Source organism: Pseudomonas bharatica (assembly GCF_048586865.1).
Taxonomy (GTDB): Bacteria; Pseudomonadota; Gammaproteobacteria; order Pseudomonadales; family Pseudomonadaceae; genus Aquipseudomonas; species Aquipseudomonas bharatica.
Genome location: NZ_JBMAWR010000002.1, coordinates 178,238 through 200,541, shown reverse-complemented (window position 1 = coordinate 200,541; position 22,304 = coordinate 178,238). Strand labels below are relative to the sequence as shown.

The following is a 22,304-nucleotide window of genomic DNA, read 5'->3' as shown; positions in this document are numbered from 1 at the left end:
AAAATCAGGGGCGCTCAGGCGCCCCTTTTTTTTGCCGGAATCAGCAGACCCTTTGGGTCATTGCACCGTCCAAGGACTTGGGCGGTCGTGGCAAAAGCCATGCACTGATCAAGGCCGCCAGGCTGCATAGAACCAGGTAAATCAATACCAGACGGTAAGCCCCCGCATCCGGAAAGGCTTGACCTGGGCCATTCGGCTCGACCATTGAGCCCGCCAGAATTAGCGCGATGACTTGACTACCCAGCGCTGCACAGGCTCCCCTGGACACCTGGGCAAGGCCCATGGCTTCGCTGGTGCGTTCCAGCGGTGATGCCAGAACTATCTGGTTGCTGGCCGCGCTGAACAGCACAACGATGCCGAAGCTGAAGACAATCACATTAAGCAACAGAATGGGCATGGCCGTCAGATTGACAAGTAAAGGTAGCCAACCCAATGCCACGATCGCTGCTCCGGTCATCATCGCTGTCCTGACCCCATAGCGCGCAGCTAGCAGGCCGGCAGCAGGGCCGGCGATGAAACCCATGAAGGTGGTCGGTTGGGTTAGCAGCGAAGATGCTGTCGCGCTGAGGCCCAAGCCTGCGCCCGTCCATTCAGGCTGCTGCGCGATAGCGAGGATCACCGTGGCACTAAGCATAGGACCGATACCGATGGCGGCGAAGACCAGATTCGCCAGCAGGATTCGGCGGTCGGCAAGCAGGCGAACATTGATCAACGGCCACGGGTGGTGCAGTTCGTGCCGTACCCAAACTGCCAGCAATAGCAAGCTGGCGATGAGTAACCCGCCGCTTTGCAGCTGCAGCCAGCCGGCCTTGCCGAATGTAATGGAAAGCATGACGCCACTGATGGCGGGTACGAACAACACCGCGCCCAGCGTATCCAGCCGCGGGCGGTTGGCGTCCGGCTGGGAGGCCGGTACCCAGGCCCAGATGGCGATCGCACCAATCAGTGCCATGCCGGCACTGAAGTAGAACATGGCGCGCCAGTCGAAGTGATCAATGATCGCGCCTGCCACCAGAAAAGCAAGGCCGGCACTGACACCAAGGATGCCGCTCATGATCCCGATGTTAACCGCCAAGGTTTTCGGCTGCATATTCTCCCGCATCAGGCCTAGGCATAGTGGCAGCACTGCACCCGTCAGGCCCTGCAGGGTGCGTCCAGCGATCACGCCGGCGAGGCTGTCCGACATGGCGCTCATGAGTGAGCCAATGGCTGCCACCAGCAGGATCAGAATCAGCATGCGGCGCCGGCCGTACATGTCGCCAAGGCGGGAAAACAGGGCGACGCTGCCTGCCGAGGCGATGAAAAAGCCCGACAAGATCCAACTGACGGTTGCAGGGTCAGCGAACACTCTATTCATCGTCGGCAAGGCGACGAATGCCATGCTGACTTCGAACGAACTGGTGATTTCGGCAATTGCCAAGGCCAGCATGATCAGCCAGGTGGGCCGTGCAGATAAGCGTTTCATGATTGTTGTTCTCTTTGCATGCAGGTAAGTGAATAGCGGTTATCAGGCACCATCTGATGCCGGATGCAGGTTCCAGATGAAGTAGAGGCTAGCCAGCGCTACAAGCCCGCTGATGGTGATAGCGATGGATATGGAGTGCATTGCCAGCAAGGTGCTGTTCAACACCTGCATCAGCAATGTCACGAAGGTCAGCCCCATGACCTGAAAACCTTGCTGCCCAATTGCCGCGAGGGTGGTGGCGGCACCAGTGTCTTCAGGCGGTACAGGGTCGAATATCTTCACTGCCGTGATGCTGATGACCAGTGAGCGAAAGAACCCGAACGTCAGCAGCAGCGTGGCAATCCAGGTGGGTGATGTTCCGATGGGCAAGAAGGCACAAGTTACTAGCGCCAGTACCGCCGTTACTGTAGAAACCGCCATCACTGGACGTACCCCGAAAGCATTCGCTAAGCGATAGGTAATAGGTTTGGTCAGCAACGAACCCATCGCCAGCATGACGATCAGCAGGCCGGCCAACGACGCTGATAGGCCTAGTTCAGTCTGCAGGAGCAACGAAAGCAGAAAGGGCGCGGCGTTCATCAGCAAGCGCCAGCTCAGATCTATACCCAGCGCGCGGCGGAACAGGACAAGCTTGAACAGGGAAAGCTTCAACAGGGCATGTTCGCGGCCCTGCGAATAGCGCACGGCCAATAAGCACAAGGCGAAGCCGGCACCGGCAGCGAGCAGCCCACTCCACCACTGGCCTTTGGACAGCTGTATGAAGCCATAGAACAGCCCCAGCATGGCTGTGCAGGTTAGGGCCATGCCGCGCGCGTCGATCGGCCTGGGTGACGACTCCCGAAAATTTTTCACCAGCAAACCCAAGGCCAGTAGGCTGACAATTCCAAGTGGGATGTTGAGCAGGAAAATCCAGCGCCAGTCAGCATGGTCGACCAGTAGCCCCCCGAGCACTGGGCCTAGCATGGGTCCCATCAAAGCCGGTAGCACAAAGGTGGTGTAAGCCTGTATCCGTTGCTCTCGTGCGAAGGTGCGCATGATGATCATCCGACCAACCGGCATGAGCATCGCCCCGGCCACGCCTTCGATGAAGCGAGCAGCAGTCAGCAGTTGCAAGGAACTGGACATGGCGCAGGCGAGTGAGGCGATCACGAACACCAGGATGCTGGTCAGGAACACGTTGCGCCCACCGAACCGATCTGCCAGCCAACCGCAAACCGGCACTGCTGCCGCTGAACCCAGCAGGTAGGCTGAGATGACAGCGGACACGCTGAGGGCATCACTGCCTAAGTCTTTGGCCATGGCTGGCAGTGCGACTGCGATCGAGGTGGCGTCCAGGGTCTGCAACAGTACAGCCACCCCCAGAATCCAGGGGGTGAGAGTCTGTGAGCGGTTTGGCAGATTATGAGCCTGTTCGCTGACCGGCCTGCCATTTGTATCAAGCGGCTGCATGTTGAACTGCCGTCGCGCGGTGTGGGTTGCGCATGTGAGAGATGGTGCGCCACACACACAACATCCCGACTACGCTGAACAGTGCTGAAGCGCACATGCCATAAGCGATTGCTCGGCTTCCGGCCAACGGCTGGAGGGCATCATTAAGCATGCCCAGCATCAGCAAGCCCAGACCGTAGGAGCCGAAATTAAAAGCCAATAGCAGTATCGACAGCGTGGTGCCGCGCATGTTGGGCGGGCACAGTGTGGTGACCACGCTGTAGCCAGTACCCATGTAGAACTGGGCGAAACAGGCCAGCGCTGACAGCAGGACGACGGTAAGCGTAGGGCCAGGGAGTGTGAGGAAGGTGAGCGCTGCAAACACGATCGACAAGCTGATGCCAATCAACGGGCAGAGTAGCTTGCGCCATTCATGTTGCTTGCCCAGTTGGTCCGCGATGACGCCGGCACCTGCGGCACCCAGTGCACCGAATAGGCCCAAGGCGATTGATGACGCCACGCCTGCCTGTTGCAGGCTCATGCCATGTACACGGATCAGAAAGCTCGGTGTCCACACCGTGATAACAGCTGGCAGCACGGTGCAGAACACCATGGCCATGAGAATGTTGAACAGCGCCCGGTCTTTCCAGATATGCCGCAGCACCGCGGTCAAGGGCATCGAAGTGGCATCTGCACTTGGCGGGTCGTAGCGTCCGCGTACCGGCTCGCGCACCGTCAGACCGATCAGCAACGCCAGGAGCAGTCCCGGGATGACGCACATGAAAAATGCCATGCGCCAGCCATAGGTTGCTGCTACATAGCCCCCAACTGCCAGGCCGAGAAATGCCCCGATGGGGGGGCCTAGGGTAAACAAGCCCATGGCAGTAGCGCGTTGCCGGCGGGCGAAACTGTCACTGATCACGGATAGGCTGAGTGGAGAGAAGCCAGCCTCGAAGGCCCCTACACCCGCCCTGGAGAGAAACAGCAATGCCACCGTGGTTGCCAGGCCAGCCATGCCGGTCATCAGGCTCCAGCCGACCACCAGAATGACCAGAAGGCGCTTGCGGTTGACCCGGTCGGCGAGCATGCCGATAGGTATGCAAGCCAAGGCGAATGGGAGGGTGACGGCTAGGCCAGCCAACAGGCTGATGGTGGTGTCGCTGATGCCAAATTCTGCTTTGATGGGCTCGATCAGCACTGAGATGATCTGTTTGTCCAAGGTGTAGATGACATAACCGCAGATAAGCAGAAGCAACACATACCAGCGGGCTCGCGACGACTCACCTTGGTTGTATGAACTCGGTTGTTGTAATGAGGTGTCGTTCATTGTCCAGTCTCTCGATAAATGACAGGGTTTAGCCGTGCCATACGCAGCACATGACTCATGCGTGAGGCGTGTTGAATGAGGGTCAAGCCGCTTGTGACTTGCGCGTAGCCTTGATCAGGTCGGCGGCTTTTTCGGCGATCATCACGGTAGGCGCATAGGTATTGGCGGACACCAGCTGCGGCATGACCGAGGCATCGACAATGCGCAGGCCGTCAATGCCATGCACGCGCAACTGGCCATCAACGACGCTGCTGTTCGGGTCGATCCCCATCCGGCAGGTGCCTGCGGCGTGATAGGCCGGGGTGCCGGCAGAGCGAATGTACTGGCTAAGCTGTTCATCGGATTGCGCCTGTGTGCCTGGTGCGGTTTCTATGGCACTGATGGCTGCCAGTGAGGGCTGAGCGATGATTTCCCGGCAAAGCCTGAGGCCGGCAATGGTGGCTTTCAGGTCACGATCGTCGCTTAGGAAATGGGTGCTGATCTGCGGTGCGTCATCAATGTTGGCGGTGCAGGCGTGAACATGCCCTCGGCTATGAGGCTGGCATACGGTTACCCCGAGCGTCAGCGCTGCTTCGGGGTTACGCACCACCGTCTTGCGGTTTGCGTCGTACATGAAGCTCAGCGGCATCCCCAGGAATTGCAGCCCTACCTGTTCGCCCTCGACGTCGATGTAGGCATGGCCGCACAGTTGCGTGGCGGTGCCATTCATATGGCCGCAGTTGAACAGCAGGTACCGGGACGCGTTCAGTGCACAACGCCAGCCGCTGTACTCGGCGCCCAGGCCCCGTATGCCATGCAGCGCATGAACCACGAACACCAGCAAGTGGTCCTGAAGGTATTCGCCAACCGCTGGCAGATGGTGACGGGGTGAGATACCCAGGGCGTGTAGGCGGGCTGTTTGACCGATGCCAGATAGCTCCAGCAAATGTGGACTACCGATTGCACCTGCACAGACGATGATTTCGCGGCCATGGACGATCCAGCCAACGCCTTCGCGTTGATAACGCACCCCGATTGCGCGTTTGCCGGTGATGAGTATCTGCTGAACTTTGGCTTGCGTTTCGACCCGCAAATTAGCGCGTTCACGGGCAGGCTTAAGGTAGGCCGTTGCTGAGCCGCACCGCCGGCCATTGTGGAAGAACACCTGGGCCCGACCGATACCGGTGGGCTTGCTGCCGTTGTAATCCTGGCTGGCGCCTACCGGTGACTGGTTGGCGGCCTCCAGTATTTTCTGGCTCAGGGGGTGGAAATTCGGCGCAGGGTTGACGTCGACCGGCCCGCTTTTACCACGCAGCCAAGGGGAGCTTCCATGGTAATTTTCCATTTTGCGGAAGTAGGGCTCAACCTGGTCCCAGCTCCATCCGGGCAGCCCACCTGCGGCCCAGGCATCGTAGTCGTCTTTTAGACCCCGGGTATAGACCATGGCGTTGATCGAACTGGAGCCGCCTAGCAAGCGCCCTTTGGGATAGGCCAGCCTGCGCTGGTTGAGGTGGGGCTCACTGGCGGTTTCCAGGCACCAGTCGTAATGGGGGTTGTTGAGCATCATGGGAAAGCCGAATGAAAGCCCTACTTTCAAAGAGTCCGCTTCCCCCCCTGCCTCGAGCAGCAGCACTCGACATGCTGGGTTCTCACTCAGGCGGTTGGCCAGTACACAGCCGGCCGATCCCCCTCCCACGATTACATAGTCGTACCTTTCCACGATTCACCTTACTCGACCCGGTTGTTCTTGTTGCAATGGGCTCAAGGCGTTCAGGGCTGAGTGCCCTAGTGAGGCGGGGAGTGATCCACCTTCACGCTCCGGTTCAGGTCACGGAGAATCCGCCGTCGACTATCAGAGTCTGCCCGGTGATATAGGCACCTGCAGCGCTTACCAGCATCAGAATGGGGCCAGCCACTTCATGGGCGTGCGCCGGGCGCCCTAGCGGCATGCGTCCTGATGACAGCAACGGCCCGGTGGCCGGTTGGTGGGCTGCAGGCTTTGGGCGCGGGTCGAGCGGCATCACGGCCCCTGGCAGGATGGAGTTGACCAGAATGCCGTGCGGGGCATATTCGAGTGCCGCCGACTGGGTCACAGAGTCCAGCGCAGCCTTGGAGGCGTTGTAGGCTACCTGGTCATTGACTGCGGTACGGGCCGCACCGATTGACGACACGTTGACGATGCGCCCGCCATTGGCATGCTGGCGCATCAAGCGAGCAGCTTCGCGCAACACGACAAAGCAGCCCCAGACATTGATGTGTTGCATCTGCTCCCACTGCGCCTGGGTAACGTCGTCAAGGGCGAAGCGCGGATAGATACCTGCGTTGTTGACCAGTATGTCGAGGCGCTCGTGCATATCGGCCACTTGGGCGAACAAGGCTTCTATCGATGTCTGCGAGGCCAGGTCAAAGGAGACCGCTTGGTGTGCGGCGCCCAGTTGCTGGGCAACATCTTGCGCGGCCGTAAAATCTTTATCGGCAATGACGAGGGTGGCCCCTGCGGCGGCAAGCAGTGTAGCTGTGGCTTTACCGATGCCGTGGCCGGCACCGGTGACCAGAGCCACCTTGCCTGTAAGGTCGAACAGGCCATTTTCGATCATGGGCTGGTTCATGAAAGCAGTAGCCCCCCACCCTCTACAACCAGCAATTGTCCGGTTACGCGGCGTGCAGCAGGTGAGGCGAAATAGGCCACTGCAGTGGCGATGTCTTCCGGATCGTTCTTGCCTAGTGGAATCAGTGCCTCACGGCGACGCTTTTCTTCCCCCATTTTGGGGTCGATGGCACCCGCGCTGTGGGCCAAATTGGTCTCGGTCCGAGTCGGGCCTGGCGCCACGCAGTTTACGGTAATGCCATGCTCACCCAACTCCAGCGCTGCTGCCTTGGCCAGCATGGGAATGGCCGCCTTGCTGGTGCAGTAAGCGGCTGCCCGTTTGTAGGGTTTGGTGGCTGCGGTAGAGGCAATAGAGATGATTCGCCCGCCCTTGCCACCTGCGATCATTGCCCGGGCGGCAGACTGGATGCAGAAGAGGTTGCCGCGAATGTTGATGTCCATATACACATCCCAATCCTCGGCGGTGAGCTCCAGCAGCGGCTTCATCACTCTGGACCAGCCGGCGTTGTTGACGAAGATGTCCAGTTTGCCAAAGCGCGAAAGCGTCTCCTGGACGGCTTTGTCCACGGACTCGCTGCGGGTGACGTCCAATTGCGTGTGTGCCACCGGCAGGCCCTGTTCAAGCAGTTGCGCGGCGGTTGCCTCAACGCGATCGGTGATATCCGTCAGCATCACTGTGGCGCCACGCTTGAGCAACTCTTCGGTGATTGCCCGGCCCAAGCCATAGCTGGCACCCGTCACGAGGGCCACCTGGCCCGAAAGTTCTAGTTCCGACACGCTGCATCCTCGCCTATTTGGATAACCTCGTTAGCTAAGTTAGCAATTTAGAGCTAAACCTGTCGGTATGCAAGGGTTGAACGTGGTGGCATGTCAATGCGAAGAGAGGCGGGCGTAGGTGGATCGGCTGCGTGAGTTAACTAAACAAGTGGCTAAGTTAGCGATCAAATGCGATATTACTGAATGGTTTTTCTGGAGGTTATGATGGCTAAGAAATCGTCTGAGAATGGTGGTGACAGCGCTTTGATGGCGTCGATCGGTGATGATCTCAAGCTTCCCAAGCTTTCACATATGGTCGCTGGCAGGCTGCGTGACCAGATTGCGTCGGGCAATCTTAAGGCCGGCTCGATGCTGCAACCTGAAAGCAAGTTGCTGGAGCTGTTCAGCGTGTCACGGCCAACCCTGCGCGAAGCACTACGTATCCTGGAGGCGGAAGGCCTGATCAGCATTGGACGTGGCATGCGCTCGGGTGCCACGATCCTCGGGCCCAGTATTCAGAAGGTGGCGCAGTACGCCAACTTCATGTTGGCAGCAGATGGGGTGACCATGCGCGACCTTCATGAGGCGCGTATGTTCTTCGAGCCGGCGATCATTCGTTCATTGAAAGGACGAAGCGCTGAGCTCAAGGAAGCCAGCGACGGCTTGCGCGCCATCGTTGAGCAATTGCAGGTGCAACTCGAGGCGCGGCATTACGTTGATGTCGTCACCGGTACCAACCGCTTCCACGAAATGCTCTCGCAGGCGTCTGGCAACAAGACCATCGCCATGCTGTTGAGTGTATTGCAGACCATTTCCCATGGCATTTATTCGATCAACCTCTCGGAAAGTGCCGACTCGCCAGAAGCCCTGCACAAAAACATGACCAAGACGGTGGCCGGCTATGACGCGCTGTGCAATCTGCTGGAAAAGGGGAAGGTCGATGAAGCGGCTGCATTCTGGCAGCGTTACATGGAGCGCGCGCTGGAGTTTCTCGAGCGCACGCGCTTGGGGGACCGCAAGTTGCTTTCCAACTCGGTCACTGCCGGTCCTGCCTGATCGGCTGCTCGTTGTGTCTGGCATAACCGTTTGCCAAACCGGTGTCGGGACTTCGCGTGCTAGCGCCAAAGCCCTGTAGCTTGTTTTTGCGGGCAGGCGAAAATGTGCAGAACGTCTGTATTGATTGTGCAGGCGTCCAATTCCAAAGTTCGGTCGCGTTCAAACCAGCGGCCCTGACGTAAGCTTCGATCACACCAAGCTTTGAGCGATGCCGTGGCTACCAGGCCTTGCATCGCACGTCAGGGGACAACTAATGAACGGTATTGAAGCGTCGATACACACCTTGCTAGCTGGGGGGGTAGACACCTGTTTTGCCAACCCCGGTACGTCCGAAATGCTCTTCGTGGCAGCGGCCGACAAGGCTCCAGAGTTCAACTGTGTGTTGTGCCTGAGTGAAGGGGTCGTTACCGGTGCTGCCGATGGCTATGGACGGATGGCCGGCAATCCGGCTGCCACGCTGCTGCACTTGGGGGTTGGAGCCGCCAACGGGTTGGCCAACTTGCACAATGCCCACAAGGCCCGCACGCCTGTGATAAACCTGATCGGCCAGAACGGCATCCGCCATCTGCGCCACGATTTCCCTCTGGATGCTGAAATCGAAGGTATCGTCAGCCCGTTCTCCGATTGGGTCAGGCTTGCCTACGACTCCCGTGACCTGGCACGAGATACTGCAGAAGCCATCGCAGCAGCGCGGCAGGCGCCAGGGCAGGTTTGCTCTTTGATCATCGCTGCCGATGCCAGTTGGGGCCCCAGTGAAGGGGTAGCGCAACTTGCACCTCCTCGGCATGCCCCGGTACCGGCCGAGGCCACGGTGCAGCAGACGCTCGACTTGCTGCGCAAGGCCAAGCGTGCACTGATCCTCATCGATGGTGCGGCACTGCGTGCGCCTGGGCTTGAGGCCGCGGCACGTATCGCCAACGCTACGGGGGCCACTGTTTGTACACCGTGGGTGGTGGCAAGGAGTGAGCGAGGGGCAGGGCTGCCGGAGTTTGCGCGGCTGCCACTCGATGTCCGGCAGGCACAGGCCTTTCTCGAGGGTGTGGACCTGATCGTGCTTGTAGGGGCGCGAGCACCAGTAGCTTCATTTTCATACCCTGACCGCCCCTGCAGTCCGGTGACGGACGACATGGTCGTGCACACCTTTGCCGAACCGCGCGAAGACTTGTGCGCCGGGCTCGAGCGGCTGGCCAGCGCGCTCGAGGCGCCAGCCTTGCACAGCGAGCCGGTTGGCCTGTTGCCGCCCTTGCCTCGCGGTGAAGCCGCGTTGACGGCAGCCGCCATCTCTGCCGCCGTGGCGCACCTGCTGCCATCACAGGCAATCATCGCCGAAGAGGCAAACACCTCGGGTGAAAGGCTGCGCGAGTTCACCGCAGCCGCTCCCAGACACGACCTGCTGCAGATTACCGGCGGGGCCATCGGCATTGCCTTGCCCCTTGCCGTCGGTGCCGCGGTGGCCTGCCCGCAACGCCCGGTGCTGTGCCTGGAAAGCGATGGCAGTGGCCTCTACAACCTCCAGGCACTTTGGACCATGGCCAGGCAGCGACTCAACATTGTTGTGGTGATTTACGCCAACCGCAAATACAAGGTGCTGCAGGCAGAGCTTGCTCGCATGGGGGTTGCTGATCTGGGGGGGAACGCGAGGGAAATGCTGGATATCGACCGCCCGGACATCGATTGGGTCGCCCTTGCCCGTGGCTTCGGTGTACCAGGTGTCCGGGTCGATACCCAGGGCGGCTTCAGCACCGCGCTGAAAGACGCCTTCGCATTACCAGGTCCACACCTGATCGAGGCTCGTATCTGAGCTTTTCGTTGAACACGACCGTGATGAGGAACATGCCAAATGACAACAACAAGCGCCGAGCCCATTCAGCCCAAGCCTTGGGCAGAACCTGAGCAGAAAACCCTGTATTTCTCTTTGTCGCCTGAAGCCGAGGTTGCTGTGCTAGCACGCATGCTGCATCGGGAAGGGTACAACGACCACAACTGGGGCCATATCAGCTACCTGCAGCCAGACGGCAGCATCCTGCTCAATCCGTGGGAGGTGCCGTGGGACGAAATCCGCGCCTCGGATGTTCTGCGCATTGATGAACACGGGAAGCTGATTTCAGGACGCTGGACCGTCACCCCAGCAGTTGCCCTGCATCTGGCTGCCCACCGTTTGCGTCCCGATGTCAAAGTCGCAGTCCACCACCACAGCGAATGGGGAACGGTCTGGGGGGCATTGGGCGAGGTCCCCGGGATCTATAACCAAAACTCTGCCCAGGTGGGAGCGCTGGAGCTATACAACGAGTACGCGGCCGATGTGACCTTCAATGAGATTGCCGAGCTGAACGTGCGGGCCATGGGGGACGCCAACGCCGCCATTCTTGCCAACCATGGGGTGTTCGTGCTCGCCGACAGCATTGCGCGTGCTCACCAGCGCTGTGTGTCTCTGGAAATGCGCAGCCGCATGGCATGGCGGGTCAAGGCACTCGGTGCCGAGCGTGGCCTGCCGATGAAGCCCAAGGCGGTAGACGGATTGATGGCCTCGGTGTTGGCTGGTAAGTCAGGCAACCGTATGTATCACGCCATGATCCGCCGTGAGGTGCTCGCCGATGCGAGTGTGCTCACCTGAGCGTTGCCACACTGTGTCTTGTCATTCTCAGGAGCCCGAAGCATGAGTGAGAAACTGCAGGTCACCGAACTGGTGGCAACCGACCGCGTTCACGGTGATGTATACCAGGACCCGGCTATTTTCGAGCGGGAAATCGATGTGCTGTTTTCCCGCAATTGGATCTTCATTGGTCATGACAGCGAAGTCGCCGAGCCCGGTGACTATCGCCAACGAGTGATCGGTCGCCAACCAGTGATTTTCTTGCGTGATGACGCGGGCGTGGTCAGGGTCCTGATGAACCGCTGCACCCACCGGGCGAACGCGGTCTGCCACCTGGAGCGCGGCAATGCCAAGGCGTTCACTTGCCCCTATCACGGCTGGCGTTTCAAGACCGATGGCTCCTTGGCGGTGGTGCCATTTCCCGACCGTTACGATGCTGACTTCGATAAAAGCGCCTTCGGCCTGCGACCGGCGGCAAGGGTGGATTCGCACCGGGGGTTCGTCTTTGCCTCTTTGAATGCCGATGTACCGCCGTTAAGTGAGTACCTTGGCCCGTTGGTGATGAGTGAGCTTGATGATATCGCCGACTTGTCACCGGTCGGCGAGCTGATGGTCAATGCTGGTGTGCACAAGGTTCGTTTCGCCGGCAACTGGAAGCTGATGATCGAAAACGCCATCGATGGCTACCATGCTGTGCCGGTTCATCGCAGTTACTTCGAGAATGTCCAGGCGAGAACCGGCAAGAACCCGGGCCTTCTGACTACCAGTGCATCACCGGCGCGCATTCGGCATCTGGGCAATGGCCATTGCGCCTGGGATTCTAGTGCGATCATCGCTGGCGGCACCCGCAGCTTTCCTGGCAACCAGCCTGGCCAAGAGGCGACTAGGGTCTATCACCAGGCCCTGGTCGAGCGCTATGGTCAGGAGCGCGCCGACCACCTGCTGGCCAAGAGTGGCACGCACCTTTACATATTCCCGAACTTTGGTTACGTGGGCGCGCATTTCCGTTTGTTCCAGCCTGTCTCAGCCAAGGAAACCCGGGTGCATCTGTTCCCGATCATGCTCAAGGGCGTGCCACAAGAGATCAACACCCGCCGCTTGCGCAACCACGAGGCCTTTTATGGGCCGGCCGGGGGAGGGCAGTCCGACGACATCGAGATCTTCGAGCGCAATCAGATAGGCTTGTCCGCCACGGTCGACCCTTGGTCGTTAATCAGCCGTGGCATTCATCTGGAAACACAGCATGACGATGGCTCCACGTCTGGGCAGATAACCGATGAGTTGTCCAACCGCGCGTTCTTCGCACGCTGGCAGCAGTTGATGAGCGAGGGGATCTAGCATGGCGACGTTGAAAGAGCGGGTCGAAGCGTTTCTGTTCGAAGAGGCGGAGCTTGCAGACCAGCATGCCTACCCGCAGTGGCTGGCGTTGTGGGCAGAAGACTGCCAGTACTGGATACCTTGCAATGACGATGACGCTGACCCGCAGACGCACGTTGCACTGGTCTACGAGGCCTATTCAGGTATTGAAGACCGGGTAAGGCGCTTGATGACAGGGTACGCGCATACACAGTCGCCGCGTACCCGAACATTGCGGGTGGTGGCCAATGTACGTGCGACACTTCGAGACGATGGCTTGGTCGAGGCGCGCTCGGTGTTCAATATCACGGCGTTTCGGCGGGACATCATCGAAACTTTGGCAGCGCGGGTGGTTCACCACCTGCGCCCCGAGGGTGAGAACTTCAGGATCGTGCGCAAGACGGTCTATCTGGTGAACAATGACGGTTACATGAGTAACATCACCTACTTGATCTAATCACTATGCCGGAGCCGGCTGCTCGACATGCACAAGACAACCGCTTCGCAGGTGCTAGGCCAGGTTCATATCACAGAACTCGAGTGTTCGCTCATGGAGGTGGCGCCCGGACGTGGCGCCCTTTTCGTGGCCATGCAGCCTACCTTTCATTTTATTTTGGACGGTGCTTGCCACCTTGCGGCTGAAGATGGCTCGTTTCAGGCTCAACTCGAAGGTGGTGACTTTGTGGTGTTGCCCCACGGACGTCGACACAGTCTAAGTGTCGACGCAAAGGTGCGCCCGATTCCGGCGCGTGAGGCAGAGCGTGTACCCCTTGCTTTGGCCCGGGATGTGCCGGCATTCCTGCGCCTTGGTCACGGCGCTGCGCCGGCCTTTCGCACATTGTCGGGGGTGTTTCGTTTTCCTGCGCTGACCGCCAATCCCATCGTCGCCGCTTTGCCTGCGGTAATGCAGCGTCCCTGTTCCGGTCATGGCATTGTCTCGGGTGACGCCTTGGCTGAAGCAGTGATGGCGCCGGGCGGACGGGCACTGGTGCAGCGCCTGTCCGATCTCATGCTGCTTGAGGCGGTGCGTAGCACCCCGCATGTGATGGCCAAAGTGTCCGAGCTTGCCCACGTGTGGCTGCGCACCTATAGAATTGAGCGCGCTGTCGCGGCAGTGACAGCCGAGCCCGGCTATCCATGGACCCTTGAGACGTTGTGCAAGCTGGTCGGCATGTCTCGCGCCAGCTTCGCGGAAAAGTATCTGGCAAGGACCGGAGTTCCGCCTATGCAGCATGTAGCGTCGATCCGTCTGAACCATGCTGCCACGTTACTGCGGAGCACCGCGCTGACCATTGCCGAGGTGGCCCATCAGAGCGGATATGCGTCGGAGTCGTCATTTACTCGAGTATTTCGACAGCGCCAGGGCACTACGCCTAGCGAGTTTCGCAAAGCGGCGTGGATACAACCAATGGAGTAACCCGCCGCCGTTGGCTTAGTCGTCCTAATTGTCTACTGAGCTGTGCGTGCAAGGCGCAATGCGTTGGCGCCAATGCGAGACAGTGTGCAGGGCAGGGGGCGTTCGAAGATTCGCTCGGCCAACTGTGCCGCGTCGATCAAACTGGCCAGGTCCAGGCCAGTGTCGATGCCCATCTCTGCGCAGAGAAAGGCCAGCGCTTCGGTCGCGATGTTACCCGCGGCATTTGGCCCTGCGAAGGGACAACCCCCAACGCCGCCTATCGAGGCATCGAACTCGGCAATGCCCATTTCCAGGCCGGCATAAGCGTTGGCGATGCCAAGCCCGCGGGTATCATGTAGATGCAGCGCAATCGCCAACTGCGGGTGGCGATCCTGAACTGCGCCAACCAGTCGTTTGATCGCCTGCGGGTTGGCCCAGCCCATGGTGTCGGCGAGGGTTAGGCGGCTAACGGGCAGGCATCTTTCGGTAGCAATTTCGACCAAGGTGTCAACCTGCTGCAACACGTGTTCGACACTGATGCTTCCCATGTAGTTACATCCGAATGCTGCCATGATGCCGAGGCGGGTCACCGGGATGTCGAGGGCTTCATAGGCCTGTGCCGACGCACGTGCGGCGGCAATGTCCTCCTTGGCTGTTCTACGCTGGTTGCGCTGCAGAAATGCTTCAGAGGCAGTCAGCCCCAATGTGCCCTCGAGGTCCAGGCGTCCTGTATCAACCGCGCGCTGAAGTCCGCGTTGATTGAGCCAGATAGCTGAATAACGAACTCCAGGGCGTCGCTCCAGTCGGGCCACCAGCTCTTCGGCATCGCGCATCGAAGGCACCCGTTCAGGGTTGGCGAAGGAGGTGACAACGATCCGTTTGAGACCCGTTTGGCCTAGAGCATCGATCAAGGCAAGCTTGAGTTCGGTAGCGATGAAACGTGGTTCAGCCTGGAACCCCTCACGTGGCCCTTCTTCGTTGATGCTGATTGCACGCGGATAGGTCATGTCGATTACCTCAGTTGTTCAGTGGGCACCGGGAGGCTAGTAGCCGAGGTGGGCGTAACGGGGTCCGATAACACCACCAAGCCGTCGACCGCCACCGCGCCATGGGCACCTAGCAGCAGCGGGTTCACATCGATGCCGACTACTCGATCAGTGCCAGCCATGGCCAAGGCTTGTACACCAAGCAAAGCATCCACTAACGCTGGCAAGGCCTGGGGATGGCGCCAGCGGGAGCTGGAGAGGATGCGCCCGATGGTGCTGCGACTCAGTGTGGCCTCGACAGCGTGGCGGGTGGCAGGTACCGCCCACATGACTGTGTCCTGTATCGCTTCGGCGTGAATTCCGCCCAGGCCGGCAATCAACATGCCGCCTGCATCGTTGCAATGGCTATAGCCGACGATGACTTCAAGCTCACCCTTGAGCATGGGTTGCACCAATACGGCATGGCAGCCCAGAGCCTCATACGTCTCGCGAACTGCGGCAGTGTCTGCCACGTTCAGCTTGACCAACCCCAGGTCACTTTTGTGGGCAACGCCTTCGGCAATGCCCTTGATTACCACTGGGAAACCAATGTTGCGTGCCGCATGCTCGGCACTGTCGGCATCCCTGCACACCTGTGCAGGCACTACTGGCACACCGTGTCGGGCGAGTAATGCTAAGGAGGCAGCCTCATCGAGGGGGCCCGAGCCTGGTAGCTTCAACGTTGCTATGGGGTGCGCAAACGGATCGGTACTAGCGACAGGTGCTAGGTAGGCCTGTGCTGCTTCGAGGCAGGCGACGGTTTCAGTGAAGCAGGTAATCCCATGGGTCTTGCAAAGCTCAGCCGCAGCATCGCTCAACCCACCTGGCAGCAACAGTACATTGGCTTTGCCAGTGCGCGTTTGTGCCGCGCCCAAGGCCTGCACTACGCTTGCGTGGGTGGCCGGAGGCAGGGTAGGGAACAGCCCGATGGTCATGCCAACGGCGGCGTCATCGGTGACTGCATCGATGATTTGGTCGAAATGATCCAGTGTGCCGAAGACGCCGATGTCGATCGGGTTGCTGATGGTGGAAAACTGCTGATGGCCGGCCAGCCTTGCGTGGGTGTGCTCGCCGATGTCGGCCAGGGCAACACCGTGGCGCTCACCCAGATCCGCCATGATGGCGCCGCCAGCACCCGAGGTAGACAGAACCACCGCTGCGCCTGATCCCTTGCCATGGCGCGAGAGGAACGCGGCGGCGGCCAGCAGGCCTTCTGGGGTTTCGACCAAGGGTATGCCACACGCTTGTAGGAAGGAGCGATAAACCTGGGCGCCGCTGGCCATCCGGCTGGAATGCGCGACGGCAGCTGCTTCGCCCCGGCTAGATAGGCCAATTTTCAAGGCGACTATCGACTTGTCGGCCGCGTGGGCACGCCTGGCCTGCTGGCGAAACCGCTGGCCATCGCCAATGCCGTCGAGAACCAATGCAATGACCCGTGTGTTGGGGTCTTCTATGGCGTAATCCAGGTAGTCGTGCATGCCCAAGTCCACCTCGTTGCCGGCGGAGACGAAGAAGGACAAGCCGGCACCGTATTGGATGAGTCGGCGAGCGAAGACATCAAACAAGGCGCCGCTGTGCGAGATGATCGCCACATCGCCAGCTGGAATCGCCAGGCTGTGACCGCTGTTGAACCCTAGGCTAAGGCCCGCGTGGGCGCTATAGATGCCATTGCAGTTGGGGCCGATCAGGCGAATGCCCGTGGCTTTTGCCAGGTGCGCCAGCTCTTCCTGCAAGGCCTTGCCTTGCTCTCCACTTTCGGCGTAACCGGATGAACCAATGATCACCGCGCCTACCCCCGCCGCTGCGCAGTCCTGCACTGCCGCCAAGGTCGCGGAGGCCGGAATGGCAAGGAAAGCGATGTCCACTGGGGCACTCGCGTGGGCGATCGAGCTGAGACATTTGATGCCACTGATATCAGCCGTACTGAGCGAAATGGGATACACCGTGCCGGGATAGCGGTTATCCAGCAAGTGGTTCATGACCCGTCCGCCGATCTTTCGCGGGTCTGCCGAAGCACCGAGCACGGCGACCGTGCTTGGATGAAAAACGGATTTGAGCGATACGGTCATTTCAGCGTCCCTTCCATTGTGGTTGGCGTTTCTCTAGGAAGGCCCGAAACCCTTCTTCGCGGTCTTCACTCAAGTAAGGGCTGATACCCTCGTTCAACCGCAAAGCGGCGGCCAGAGGCAGTCCCGATGATTTGACCGTGGTTTCCTTGATCCTGCGCAGGGTTACCGGTGCATTACTGGCAATGCGAGCTGCCAGGTCCTGGGCCTGCCGGAGCACTGAGCCTGGCGCGCTTATCTGACTGACGAGACCGATTCGCAGTGCCTCTTCGGCATCTACCGGGTCACCCAGGTAGAGCATGCGCAGAGCATGGGTGGGGGCGATGAGGCGCGGTAGCAGGGTGGTAGCGAAGTGCGCCCCCATTCCACGCTTGGCTTCTGGGACGATGAAGCGAGCACTCGGGTCGCACAGGCGGATATCACACGCCAGTGCCAGTTCCAGTCCGCCGCCAGCGGCTGCACCATTGACTGCTGCAATGGTGGGTTTCCAGGTTTCCAACAGCATTTCGTAGAGATTGCGCTGCAGGCCTGTCATAGGCAGTCGAAACGGCTGAGTGCTGGTCGCTTCGGCGGCCTTGATATCCGCTCCAGCGCAAAATGCCTTGTCCCCTTCACCCGTAATCACAATAACGCGGACATCCGGATCGGCGCCGGCGGCATCAATGGCGTACAGCAGTGCCTGATGCAAGACGGGGTCGATGGCATTGCTGCGATGCGGTCGGGTCAGTGTCAGTGTTCTGACACCCGCCACATCCTCCACACGTAGCACTTCGCAGGGTTCGTCCATAGTCGTTCACTCATCAACTGTCGCGTTGTCGAATCGAATACTCGCCTTGTGGCAAGATTCACTTGAATTGCATCTGTGGAACTATCTTCCTAAAAAGTATCTTCCCGGGAAGCTATTTGGCAAGTATCGATCGAGGAAAATGGTGGTGAATATTTCCAAAGCACGTGGAGCAACCTTGAAAAGCGCTACTCAAGATCAGGCGCTGGCAGCGTTCTCCGAGCTTCTTACACAGTCCGAAGGACAATCAGGGGAAGCGCCGGCGATTCTCGCCCTAGCTCGGATGATGCACCTGGCTCAGGAGCTGACGCAGCACAAGGAGCGCAAAGCCGCGATGATCGGTCTTTCAGCGGGGGATCTCGATACCCTGTACACGATTGAAAGGATGGATCGGGCGCAACGGCCGATTCGTGTCACTGACTTGGTCTCGATGCTGGACATTTCTTCGGGAGGTATGTCCAAACGCATCGACCGGCTCGAGAAGAGCTCAATGATCGTCAGGGAAGCGGACAGCGAAGATCGCAGGGCTAGCCGGGTGCGTCTCACCGATCATGGGCGCGCGATGGCAGTGAGTGCACGTCAACACGACACGCCGCAGGTGATTCAGGCGCTTACCACGGATCAGTGGCGGCAATTGGATGAGTTGCTCCATCGCTTTGCCGTGCAGTGGCGCTTGCAACAGGCGCAGCTGAGCGAGTGAATCAAGGGTTTGACGGCAAATACAAGATGAAAAGGCCTGTTGACGTGGTTAGATAAGTTAACTAGTTTGTCGGGGTGCTCTGATCGATTCTGCCCAAACTGAAACTCTCGTTTGTGCTCCGTCGAACGACAAAAACCATAAGGGAGCCCCTATGAATAGGAATGATCCTCGAATGCCTGCCGGCAGCAATGTGCCCAATCGCTGGAGCCTCAGACGGTTGTTCGACGTCAGGCGACTGGATTGGCAGATCCTGCTGGCCACGTTGGCCAATATCCCGCCGAGATGACGCTGGACTGCCAGGCCATCAACTCCAGTCAATCATCCAACAAGGGAGCTCTACATGGGTAAGCGTATTCCCCAGCCACCTTACAAGGTCGTGCAATGGGCAACTGGCAAACTAGGGCGGGAGTCACTGCGACAGATCATCGATCATCCGGACCTGCAGCTTGCAGGCGTGTTCGTCTACAGTGGCGACAAGGCCGGCCAAGACGCTGGGGCTTTGTGTGGCAGACCTGATACTGGAATCAAAGCAACCGATGACATGGCTGCGATTCTTGAGCTCGATGCCGACTTCGTTCTGCACATGCCAATGCTCGAATCGACCACCGACGTCAGCGACGATCAAGTCCTGGCATTGCTCGGTGCAGGCAAGAACGTGATCTCGGTGCGCGGTTACTACTGGCCAAGATGGCGCGGCGCTGCCTACGAACAGCGGTTCATTCAAGCATGCGAACAGGGGGGCAGCACGTTGCACGGCAACGGCATTTGCCCAGGTTTTGTCTTCGACCGGATGGGTCCTACCCTGAGCAGTTTCTGTACGCAGGTACAGGGCGTCGACTTCATCGAGTACTTCGACTTACGCATGCGCCCCGCTCACACCATCTACGATGTGATCGGCCTGGGGCATCCTCCGGGTACCATCACCGTGGACCATCAAACGCCACGTACGCTGACCACCCTGTACAGCGAGATGTACCACTTGATGGCCGAGCACTGGGCGACTCAGGTCGAATCCATTTCGCTCGACCTCCAGTGGATCCCGGCAACCCACGACATTCATTTGAAGGCAGGCTTGATCGCCGAAGGCACTTCTAAGGCGACCGTATGGACCTGGACCATACTCATGACCAATGGTCTACGAGTCACGCAAAAGTCCCATTGGTACGTCGAGCCCGTGCCTGGGTGGGACACTCGAAACGTGTGGATCGTCGATATTGATGGCCAACCTCGCCTGCGCGCGGAAATGCCTCTTGAGGCGATCGGCGCCGACGCCCTGACCGATCGTGGCTATGACCCTAACGGCAAGGCCATCGCGGCGCTGTGCATCAACGCCATTCCGGAGGTGGCGGCAGCACCGACAGGCATTCTCAAGCCGACCGTCTTCGCGCCGTGGCGCGCACGTTTTCAGTGAGGGCCGGCCATGACTGCAAATGAAACGCTCGTGAACCCAAGGCGTCCGACCAAGGTGCCTTGGCGCATTGGCCTGCTGATGGACTGGGCTTATGCAACCCAGCCGCTGCTCGATTACGCCGATGCCATCGTACTCGCGTTCGAGCAAGCCCGAGAGCAGGGTGTGATTGACCGCGACATCGAACTGATTACCCGGAAAGTGTATGGCGGCCCTAATGCCAGTGCGCTGGATGTGCGCCAGGCGTTTCGCGAATTGGCCTGTGAGCAGCGAGTGCACTGCATCATCGGACCGACCTTGCCGGATGACCTGATGGCGTGCGAGGACGAAATCAATCAGGCCAAGGTCCCGGTGATTTCGTTCGGCGGCACATTGGAGTTGGCCAGCCCTTATCTGTTCCAGTTACCCAACGGCACCTATTGCGATGAGATCCGCATGATCGTTCGTCATGCCCGCAAGCAGGGTTACCGGCGCGTTGCACTGATTCGTGACGCCAGCATGATGGGGAACGAATATGCGCAGACCTTCAACCAGGCCATGCGGGAAACCGGGCTTGAGGTCACTGGCACTTACACCATCGATCCTGCACCGGACCAAGTCAGTGTCGACATGGCGGTGGCCAATGCACAGCGCAGCGGTGCCGATGCGCTTCTGGTCATCTCGGTGTGTATGCACCGCCAGTTTGTCTGCGCGCTGGAAAGCACTGGATGGGACCCGGGCAAGCTGATGGTCTGCAACTTTGTCGCGGCCACGACGGGCTTCGATGGGCCGGAGTGGTTCGAGGGCTGGACCGGTATCGATCAGTTCGACGCCGCCAATCCAACTTTCGCGGCCATGGTGCAGGCCTTTGAGCGACGCTTCGCCAGAACGGCAGCGCATACCTATCAGGCGATCGGGTTCGACATCGGTCGCACGTTGGCGGTAGCGCTGTCGAACATGACCCCCTCCACACCCGAGGGCCTCAAACAGGCCCTTGAGCGCGTCCGCATGCTGCCGGCTGCGGCTGGTGGCGCGGGCACCCTGATCAGCTTCTCGAAAAGCGGCCGCAGGGGTTATCAGGGTAACTACCTGGTCACGCGGACTGTCGAGCGGGGTGTCAATCGCGCGGTCTCGGGCTTGCTCGACTACCTGCAATGACAGCCTGAATGCAGATTTCCAAGATCTGCCGGCTGCTGTTGCCAGTGCGCCGGCTCCCACGAGAAACGGAGTGATTGCCATGCCTGTTCAGGTAAGAGCCGCAGTTGCATTCGCGGCCAATGAGCCCTTGAAAATTCGTCAATTGACCTTGGCCGACCCAGGGCCGGGAGAGGTCATGGTCAGGCTGTTGGCGACCGGTCTATGCCATTCGGATCTCAGTGCGCTGGAAGGCAAGATTCCCCAGGCATTCCCGGTCGTGCTCGGCCATGAGGGGATTGGCGACGTGGTGGCGCTTGGTGAAGGCGTCACCGACTTTGCCCTGGGTGATCGTGTCATGCCTTACTTGGTGCCAGATTGCGGTGTATGTCCGTTCTGTACGTCAGGGCGCACTAATCTGTGTGTACAGATGCTAGCCCGGCGCCAGGCGCCGCGGTCACCGTTCAGTTTGGATGGCCAGCCAGTGGCGGCTTACTGCGGTCTGGGCACGTTCGCTGAAATGACCGTGGTGCCGGCTGACAGCCTGGTGCGAGTCAACCGCAACGCTGAGGTCGGGCATGCTTGCTGCATCGCCTGCGGTGTTTCCACGGGGCTAGGGGCGGCGCTGATCACCGCCAAGGTAACACCCGGTTCCAGCGTGGCGGTGTTCGGAGCGGGTGGGGTAGGGCTGAGTGTGATTCAGGGGGCGAAGCTGGCGGGTGCCGCCCGCATCATTGCGCTGGACACCAATCCAGGCAAAGAAAGCGTGGCCCGAGCAATGGGTGCGACCGACTTCATCGACCCCAAGGCGGTCGACAATGTAATCACCCAGATCCAAACGTTGAGCCCAATGGGGGTAGACTTCGCCTTCGAGTGTGTGGGGGTGCCAGAGCTGGCGCGACAAGCCCTGGAGTCCACAAATCCGGCTTGGGGGCTTGCGGTATGCGTCGGGGTGATTCCGGTTGGCAAAGAACTCAGCACTGCGCCCTTCACGCTGATGAGCGGTCGCCGCTGGACGGGGTCGTTGATGGGGGGGGCCAAGCGCCAAGACGTAGCGCGCTACGTGGACCAATACGTGGCTGGTGAGTTCGACCTTGATGCGTTGATCTCGCATCGTCTGCAGCTTGACGAGATCAACCATGGCCTTACATTGATGCGTACTGGGGAGTCGGTGCGGTCTGTGGTCCTGTACTCGTCAGTCTGACCTGAATCCTGGATCATACCTTGCGTAGCCGCTTTCGGCT

At 59.6% G+C, this 22,304-nt stretch carries 19 protein-coding genes; 10 read left to right on the top strand and 9 right to left on the bottom strand.

What is annotated here, in order from left to right:
- Positions 1-40: 40 nt before the first annotated feature.
- The 6 genes from ACKLLE_RS03320 to ACKLLE_RS03295 form a co-directional block, all read right to left on the bottom strand.
- Positions 41-1,465, bottom strand: a complete 1,425-nt coding sequence (locus ACKLLE_RS03320; protein WP_420056822.1) for an MFS transporter — start codon at positions 1,463-1,465, stop codon at positions 41-43.
- A 42-nt stretch (positions 1,466-1,507) separates the two neighbouring features.
- Complete coding sequence (locus ACKLLE_RS03315; protein WP_420056820.1) at positions 1,508-2,914, bottom strand: MFS transporter; 1,407 nt, start codon at positions 2,912-2,914, stop codon at positions 1,508-1,510.
- The gene (locus tag ACKLLE_RS03310) at positions 2,901-4,220 is read right to left on the bottom strand and encodes an MFS transporter (RefSeq protein ID WP_420056819.1); all 1,320 of its coding nucleotides are present in this window, start codon (positions 4,218-4,220) and stop codon (positions 2,901-2,903) included. Before ACKLLE_RS03310 ends, ACKLLE_RS03315 begins: the two co-directional genes overlap by 14 nt.
- A gap of 82 nt (positions 4,221-4,302) precedes the next feature.
- Complete coding sequence (locus tag ACKLLE_RS03305) at positions 4,303-5,919, bottom strand: GMC family oxidoreductase (RefSeq protein WP_420056817.1); 1,617 nt, start codon at positions 5,917-5,919, stop codon at positions 4,303-4,305.
- 103 nt (positions 5,920-6,022) lie between these two features.
- Complete coding sequence (locus tag ACKLLE_RS03300) at positions 6,023-6,796, bottom strand: SDR family NAD(P)-dependent oxidoreductase (protein WP_420056816.1); 774 nt, start codon at positions 6,794-6,796, stop codon at positions 6,023-6,025.
- Between the two features lie 8 nt (positions 6,797-6,804).
- Positions 6,805-7,584, bottom strand: a complete 780-nt coding sequence (locus ACKLLE_RS03295) for an SDR family NAD(P)-dependent oxidoreductase (RefSeq protein WP_420056815.1) — start codon at positions 7,582-7,584, stop codon at positions 6,805-6,807.
- Positions 7,585-7,788: 204 nt separating this feature from the next.
- Here ACKLLE_RS03295 and ACKLLE_RS03290 point away from each other — a divergent pair, with 204 nt between their 5' ends.
- The 6 genes from ACKLLE_RS03290 (at position 7,789) to ACKLLE_RS03265 (ending at position 13,985) form a co-directional block, all read left to right on the top strand.
- Complete coding sequence (locus tag ACKLLE_RS03290) at positions 7,789-8,619, top strand: FadR/GntR family transcriptional regulator (RefSeq protein ID WP_420056814.1); 831 nt, start codon at positions 7,789-7,791, stop codon at positions 8,617-8,619.
- A gap of 253 nt (positions 8,620-8,872) precedes the next feature.
- A complete protein-coding gene (locus ACKLLE_RS03285; protein ID WP_420056812.1) occupies positions 8,873-10,420 on the top strand; it encodes an acetolactate synthase large subunit in 1,548 nt (515 codons plus the stop codon).
- 39 nt (positions 10,421-10,459) lie between these two features.
- Positions 10,460-11,233, top strand: a complete 774-nt coding sequence (locus tag ACKLLE_RS03280) for a class II aldolase/adducin family protein (RefSeq protein ID WP_420056810.1) — start codon at positions 10,460-10,462, stop codon at positions 11,231-11,233.
- A 42-nt stretch (positions 11,234-11,275) separates the two neighbouring features.
- The gene (locus ACKLLE_RS03275; protein ID WP_420056808.1) at positions 11,276-12,550 is read left to right on the top strand and encodes an aromatic ring-hydroxylating oxygenase subunit alpha; all 1,275 of its coding nucleotides are present in this window, start codon (positions 11,276-11,278) and stop codon (positions 12,548-12,550) included.
- Between the two features lies 1 nt (position 12,551).
- Positions 12,552-13,025: an aromatic-ring-hydroxylating dioxygenase subunit beta gene (locus ACKLLE_RS03270; protein WP_420056806.1), complete on the top strand. Its 474-nt coding sequence runs from the start codon at positions 12,552-12,554 to the stop codon at positions 13,023-13,025.
- 27 nt (positions 13,026-13,052) lie between these two features.
- A complete protein-coding gene (locus tag ACKLLE_RS03265; RefSeq protein ID WP_420056805.1) occupies positions 13,053-13,985 on the top strand; it encodes an AraC family transcriptional regulator in 933 nt (310 codons plus the stop codon).
- A 32-nt stretch (positions 13,986-14,017) separates the two neighbouring features.
- Here ACKLLE_RS03265 and ACKLLE_RS03260 read toward each other — a convergent pair whose 3' ends face one another.
- The 3 genes from ACKLLE_RS03260 to ACKLLE_RS03250 are packed head-to-tail and all read right to left on the bottom strand — an operon-like array spanning position 14,018 to position 17,842.
- Positions 14,018-14,971: a hydroxymethylglutaryl-CoA lyase gene (locus ACKLLE_RS03260; protein ID WP_420056804.1), complete on the bottom strand. Its 954-nt coding sequence runs from the start codon at positions 14,969-14,971 to the stop codon at positions 14,018-14,020.
- 5 nt (positions 14,972-14,976) lie between these two features.
- Complete coding sequence (locus ACKLLE_RS03255) at positions 14,977-17,058, bottom strand: acetate--CoA ligase family protein (RefSeq protein WP_420056803.1); 2,082 nt, start codon at positions 17,056-17,058, stop codon at positions 14,977-14,979.
- 1 nt (position 17,059) lies between these two features.
- Entirely contained in the window at positions 17,060-17,842 is a 783-nt protein-coding gene (locus ACKLLE_RS03250; protein ID WP_420056802.1) for an enoyl-CoA hydratase/isomerase family protein, read from the bottom strand.
- Between the two features lie 145 nt (positions 17,843-17,987).
- Between ACKLLE_RS03250 and ACKLLE_RS03245 the strand changes: the two genes are divergently transcribed.
- From ACKLLE_RS03245 to ACKLLE_RS03230, 4 genes are all read left to right on the top strand, one after another.
- Positions 17,988-18,539: a MarR family winged helix-turn-helix transcriptional regulator gene (locus tag ACKLLE_RS03245; protein WP_420056801.1), complete on the top strand. Its 552-nt coding sequence runs from the start codon at positions 17,988-17,990 to the stop codon at positions 18,537-18,539.
- A 340-nt stretch (positions 18,540-18,879) separates the two neighbouring features.
- Positions 18,880-19,950: a hypothetical protein gene (locus ACKLLE_RS03240; RefSeq protein WP_420056800.1), complete on the top strand. Its 1,071-nt coding sequence runs from the start codon at positions 18,880-18,882 to the stop codon at positions 19,948-19,950.
- Positions 19,951-19,959: 9 nt separating this feature from the next.
- On the top strand, positions 19,960-21,084 hold the full coding sequence (locus tag ACKLLE_RS03235) for an ABC transporter substrate-binding protein (RefSeq protein WP_420056799.1): 1,125 nt from the start codon (positions 19,960-19,962) through the stop codon (positions 21,082-21,084).
- A gap of 79 nt (positions 21,085-21,163) precedes the next feature.
- Positions 21,164-22,264: an alcohol dehydrogenase catalytic domain-containing protein gene (locus ACKLLE_RS03230; protein ID WP_420056798.1), complete on the top strand. Its 1,101-nt coding sequence runs from the start codon at positions 21,164-21,166 to the stop codon at positions 22,262-22,264.
- Positions 22,265-22,304 lie beyond the last annotated feature (40 nt).

Bases quoted from the DNA above. Each gene is read 5' to 3' on its own strand.
- ACKLLE_RS03320 (WP_420056822.1), bottom strand. From the start codon at position 1,465: ATGAAACGCTTATCTGCACGGCCCACCTGGCTGATCATGCTGGCCTTG.
- ACKLLE_RS03315 (WP_420056820.1), bottom strand. From the start codon at position 2,914: ATGCAGCCGCTTGATACAAATGGCAGGCCGGTCAGCGAACAGGCTCAT.
- ACKLLE_RS03310 (WP_420056819.1), bottom strand. From the start codon at position 4,220: ATGAACGACACCTCATTACAACAACCGAGTTCATACAACCAAGGTGAG.
- ACKLLE_RS03300 (WP_420056816.1), bottom strand. From the start codon at position 6,796: ATGATCGAAAATGGCCTGTTCGACCTTACAGGCAAGGTGGCTCTGGTC.
- ACKLLE_RS03290 (WP_420056814.1), top strand. From the start codon at position 7,789: ATGGCTAAGAAATCGTCTGAGAATGGTGGTGACAGCGCTTTGATGGCG.
- ACKLLE_RS03285 (WP_420056812.1), top strand. From the start codon at position 8,873: ATGAACGGTATTGAAGCGTCGATACACACCTTGCTAGCTGGGGGGGTA.
- ACKLLE_RS03280 (WP_420056810.1), top strand. From the start codon at position 10,460: ATGACAACAACAAGCGCCGAGCCCATTCAGCCCAAGCCTTGGGCAGAA.
- ACKLLE_RS03275 (WP_420056808.1), top strand. From the start codon at position 11,276: ATGAGTGAGAAACTGCAGGTCACCGAACTGGTGGCAACCGACCGCGTT.
- ACKLLE_RS03270 (WP_420056806.1), top strand. From the start codon at position 12,552: ATGGCGACGTTGAAAGAGCGGGTCGAAGCGTTTCTGTTCGAAGAGGCG.
- ACKLLE_RS03265 (WP_420056805.1), top strand. From the start codon at position 13,053: ATGCACAAGACAACCGCTTCGCAGGTGCTAGGCCAGGTTCATATCACA.
- ACKLLE_RS03260 (WP_420056804.1), bottom strand. From the start codon at position 14,971: ATGACCTATCCGCGTGCAATCAGCATCAACGAAGAAGGGCCACGTGAG.
- ACKLLE_RS03255 (WP_420056803.1), bottom strand. From the start codon at position 17,058: ATGACCGTATCGCTCAAATCCGTTTTTCATCCAAGCACGGTCGCCGTG.
- ACKLLE_RS03250 (WP_420056802.1), bottom strand. From the start codon at position 17,842: ATGGACGAACCCTGCGAAGTGCTACGTGTGGAGGATGTGGCGGGTGTC.
- ACKLLE_RS03240 (WP_420056800.1), top strand. From the start codon at position 18,880: ATGGGTAAGCGTATTCCCCAGCCACCTTACAAGGTCGTGCAATGGGCA.
- ACKLLE_RS03235 (WP_420056799.1), top strand. From the start codon at position 19,960: ATGACTGCAAATGAAACGCTCGTGAACCCAAGGCGTCCGACCAAGGTG.
- ACKLLE_RS03230 (WP_420056798.1), top strand. From the start codon at position 21,164: ATGCCTGTTCAGGTAAGAGCCGCAGTTGCATTCGCGGCCAATGAGCCC.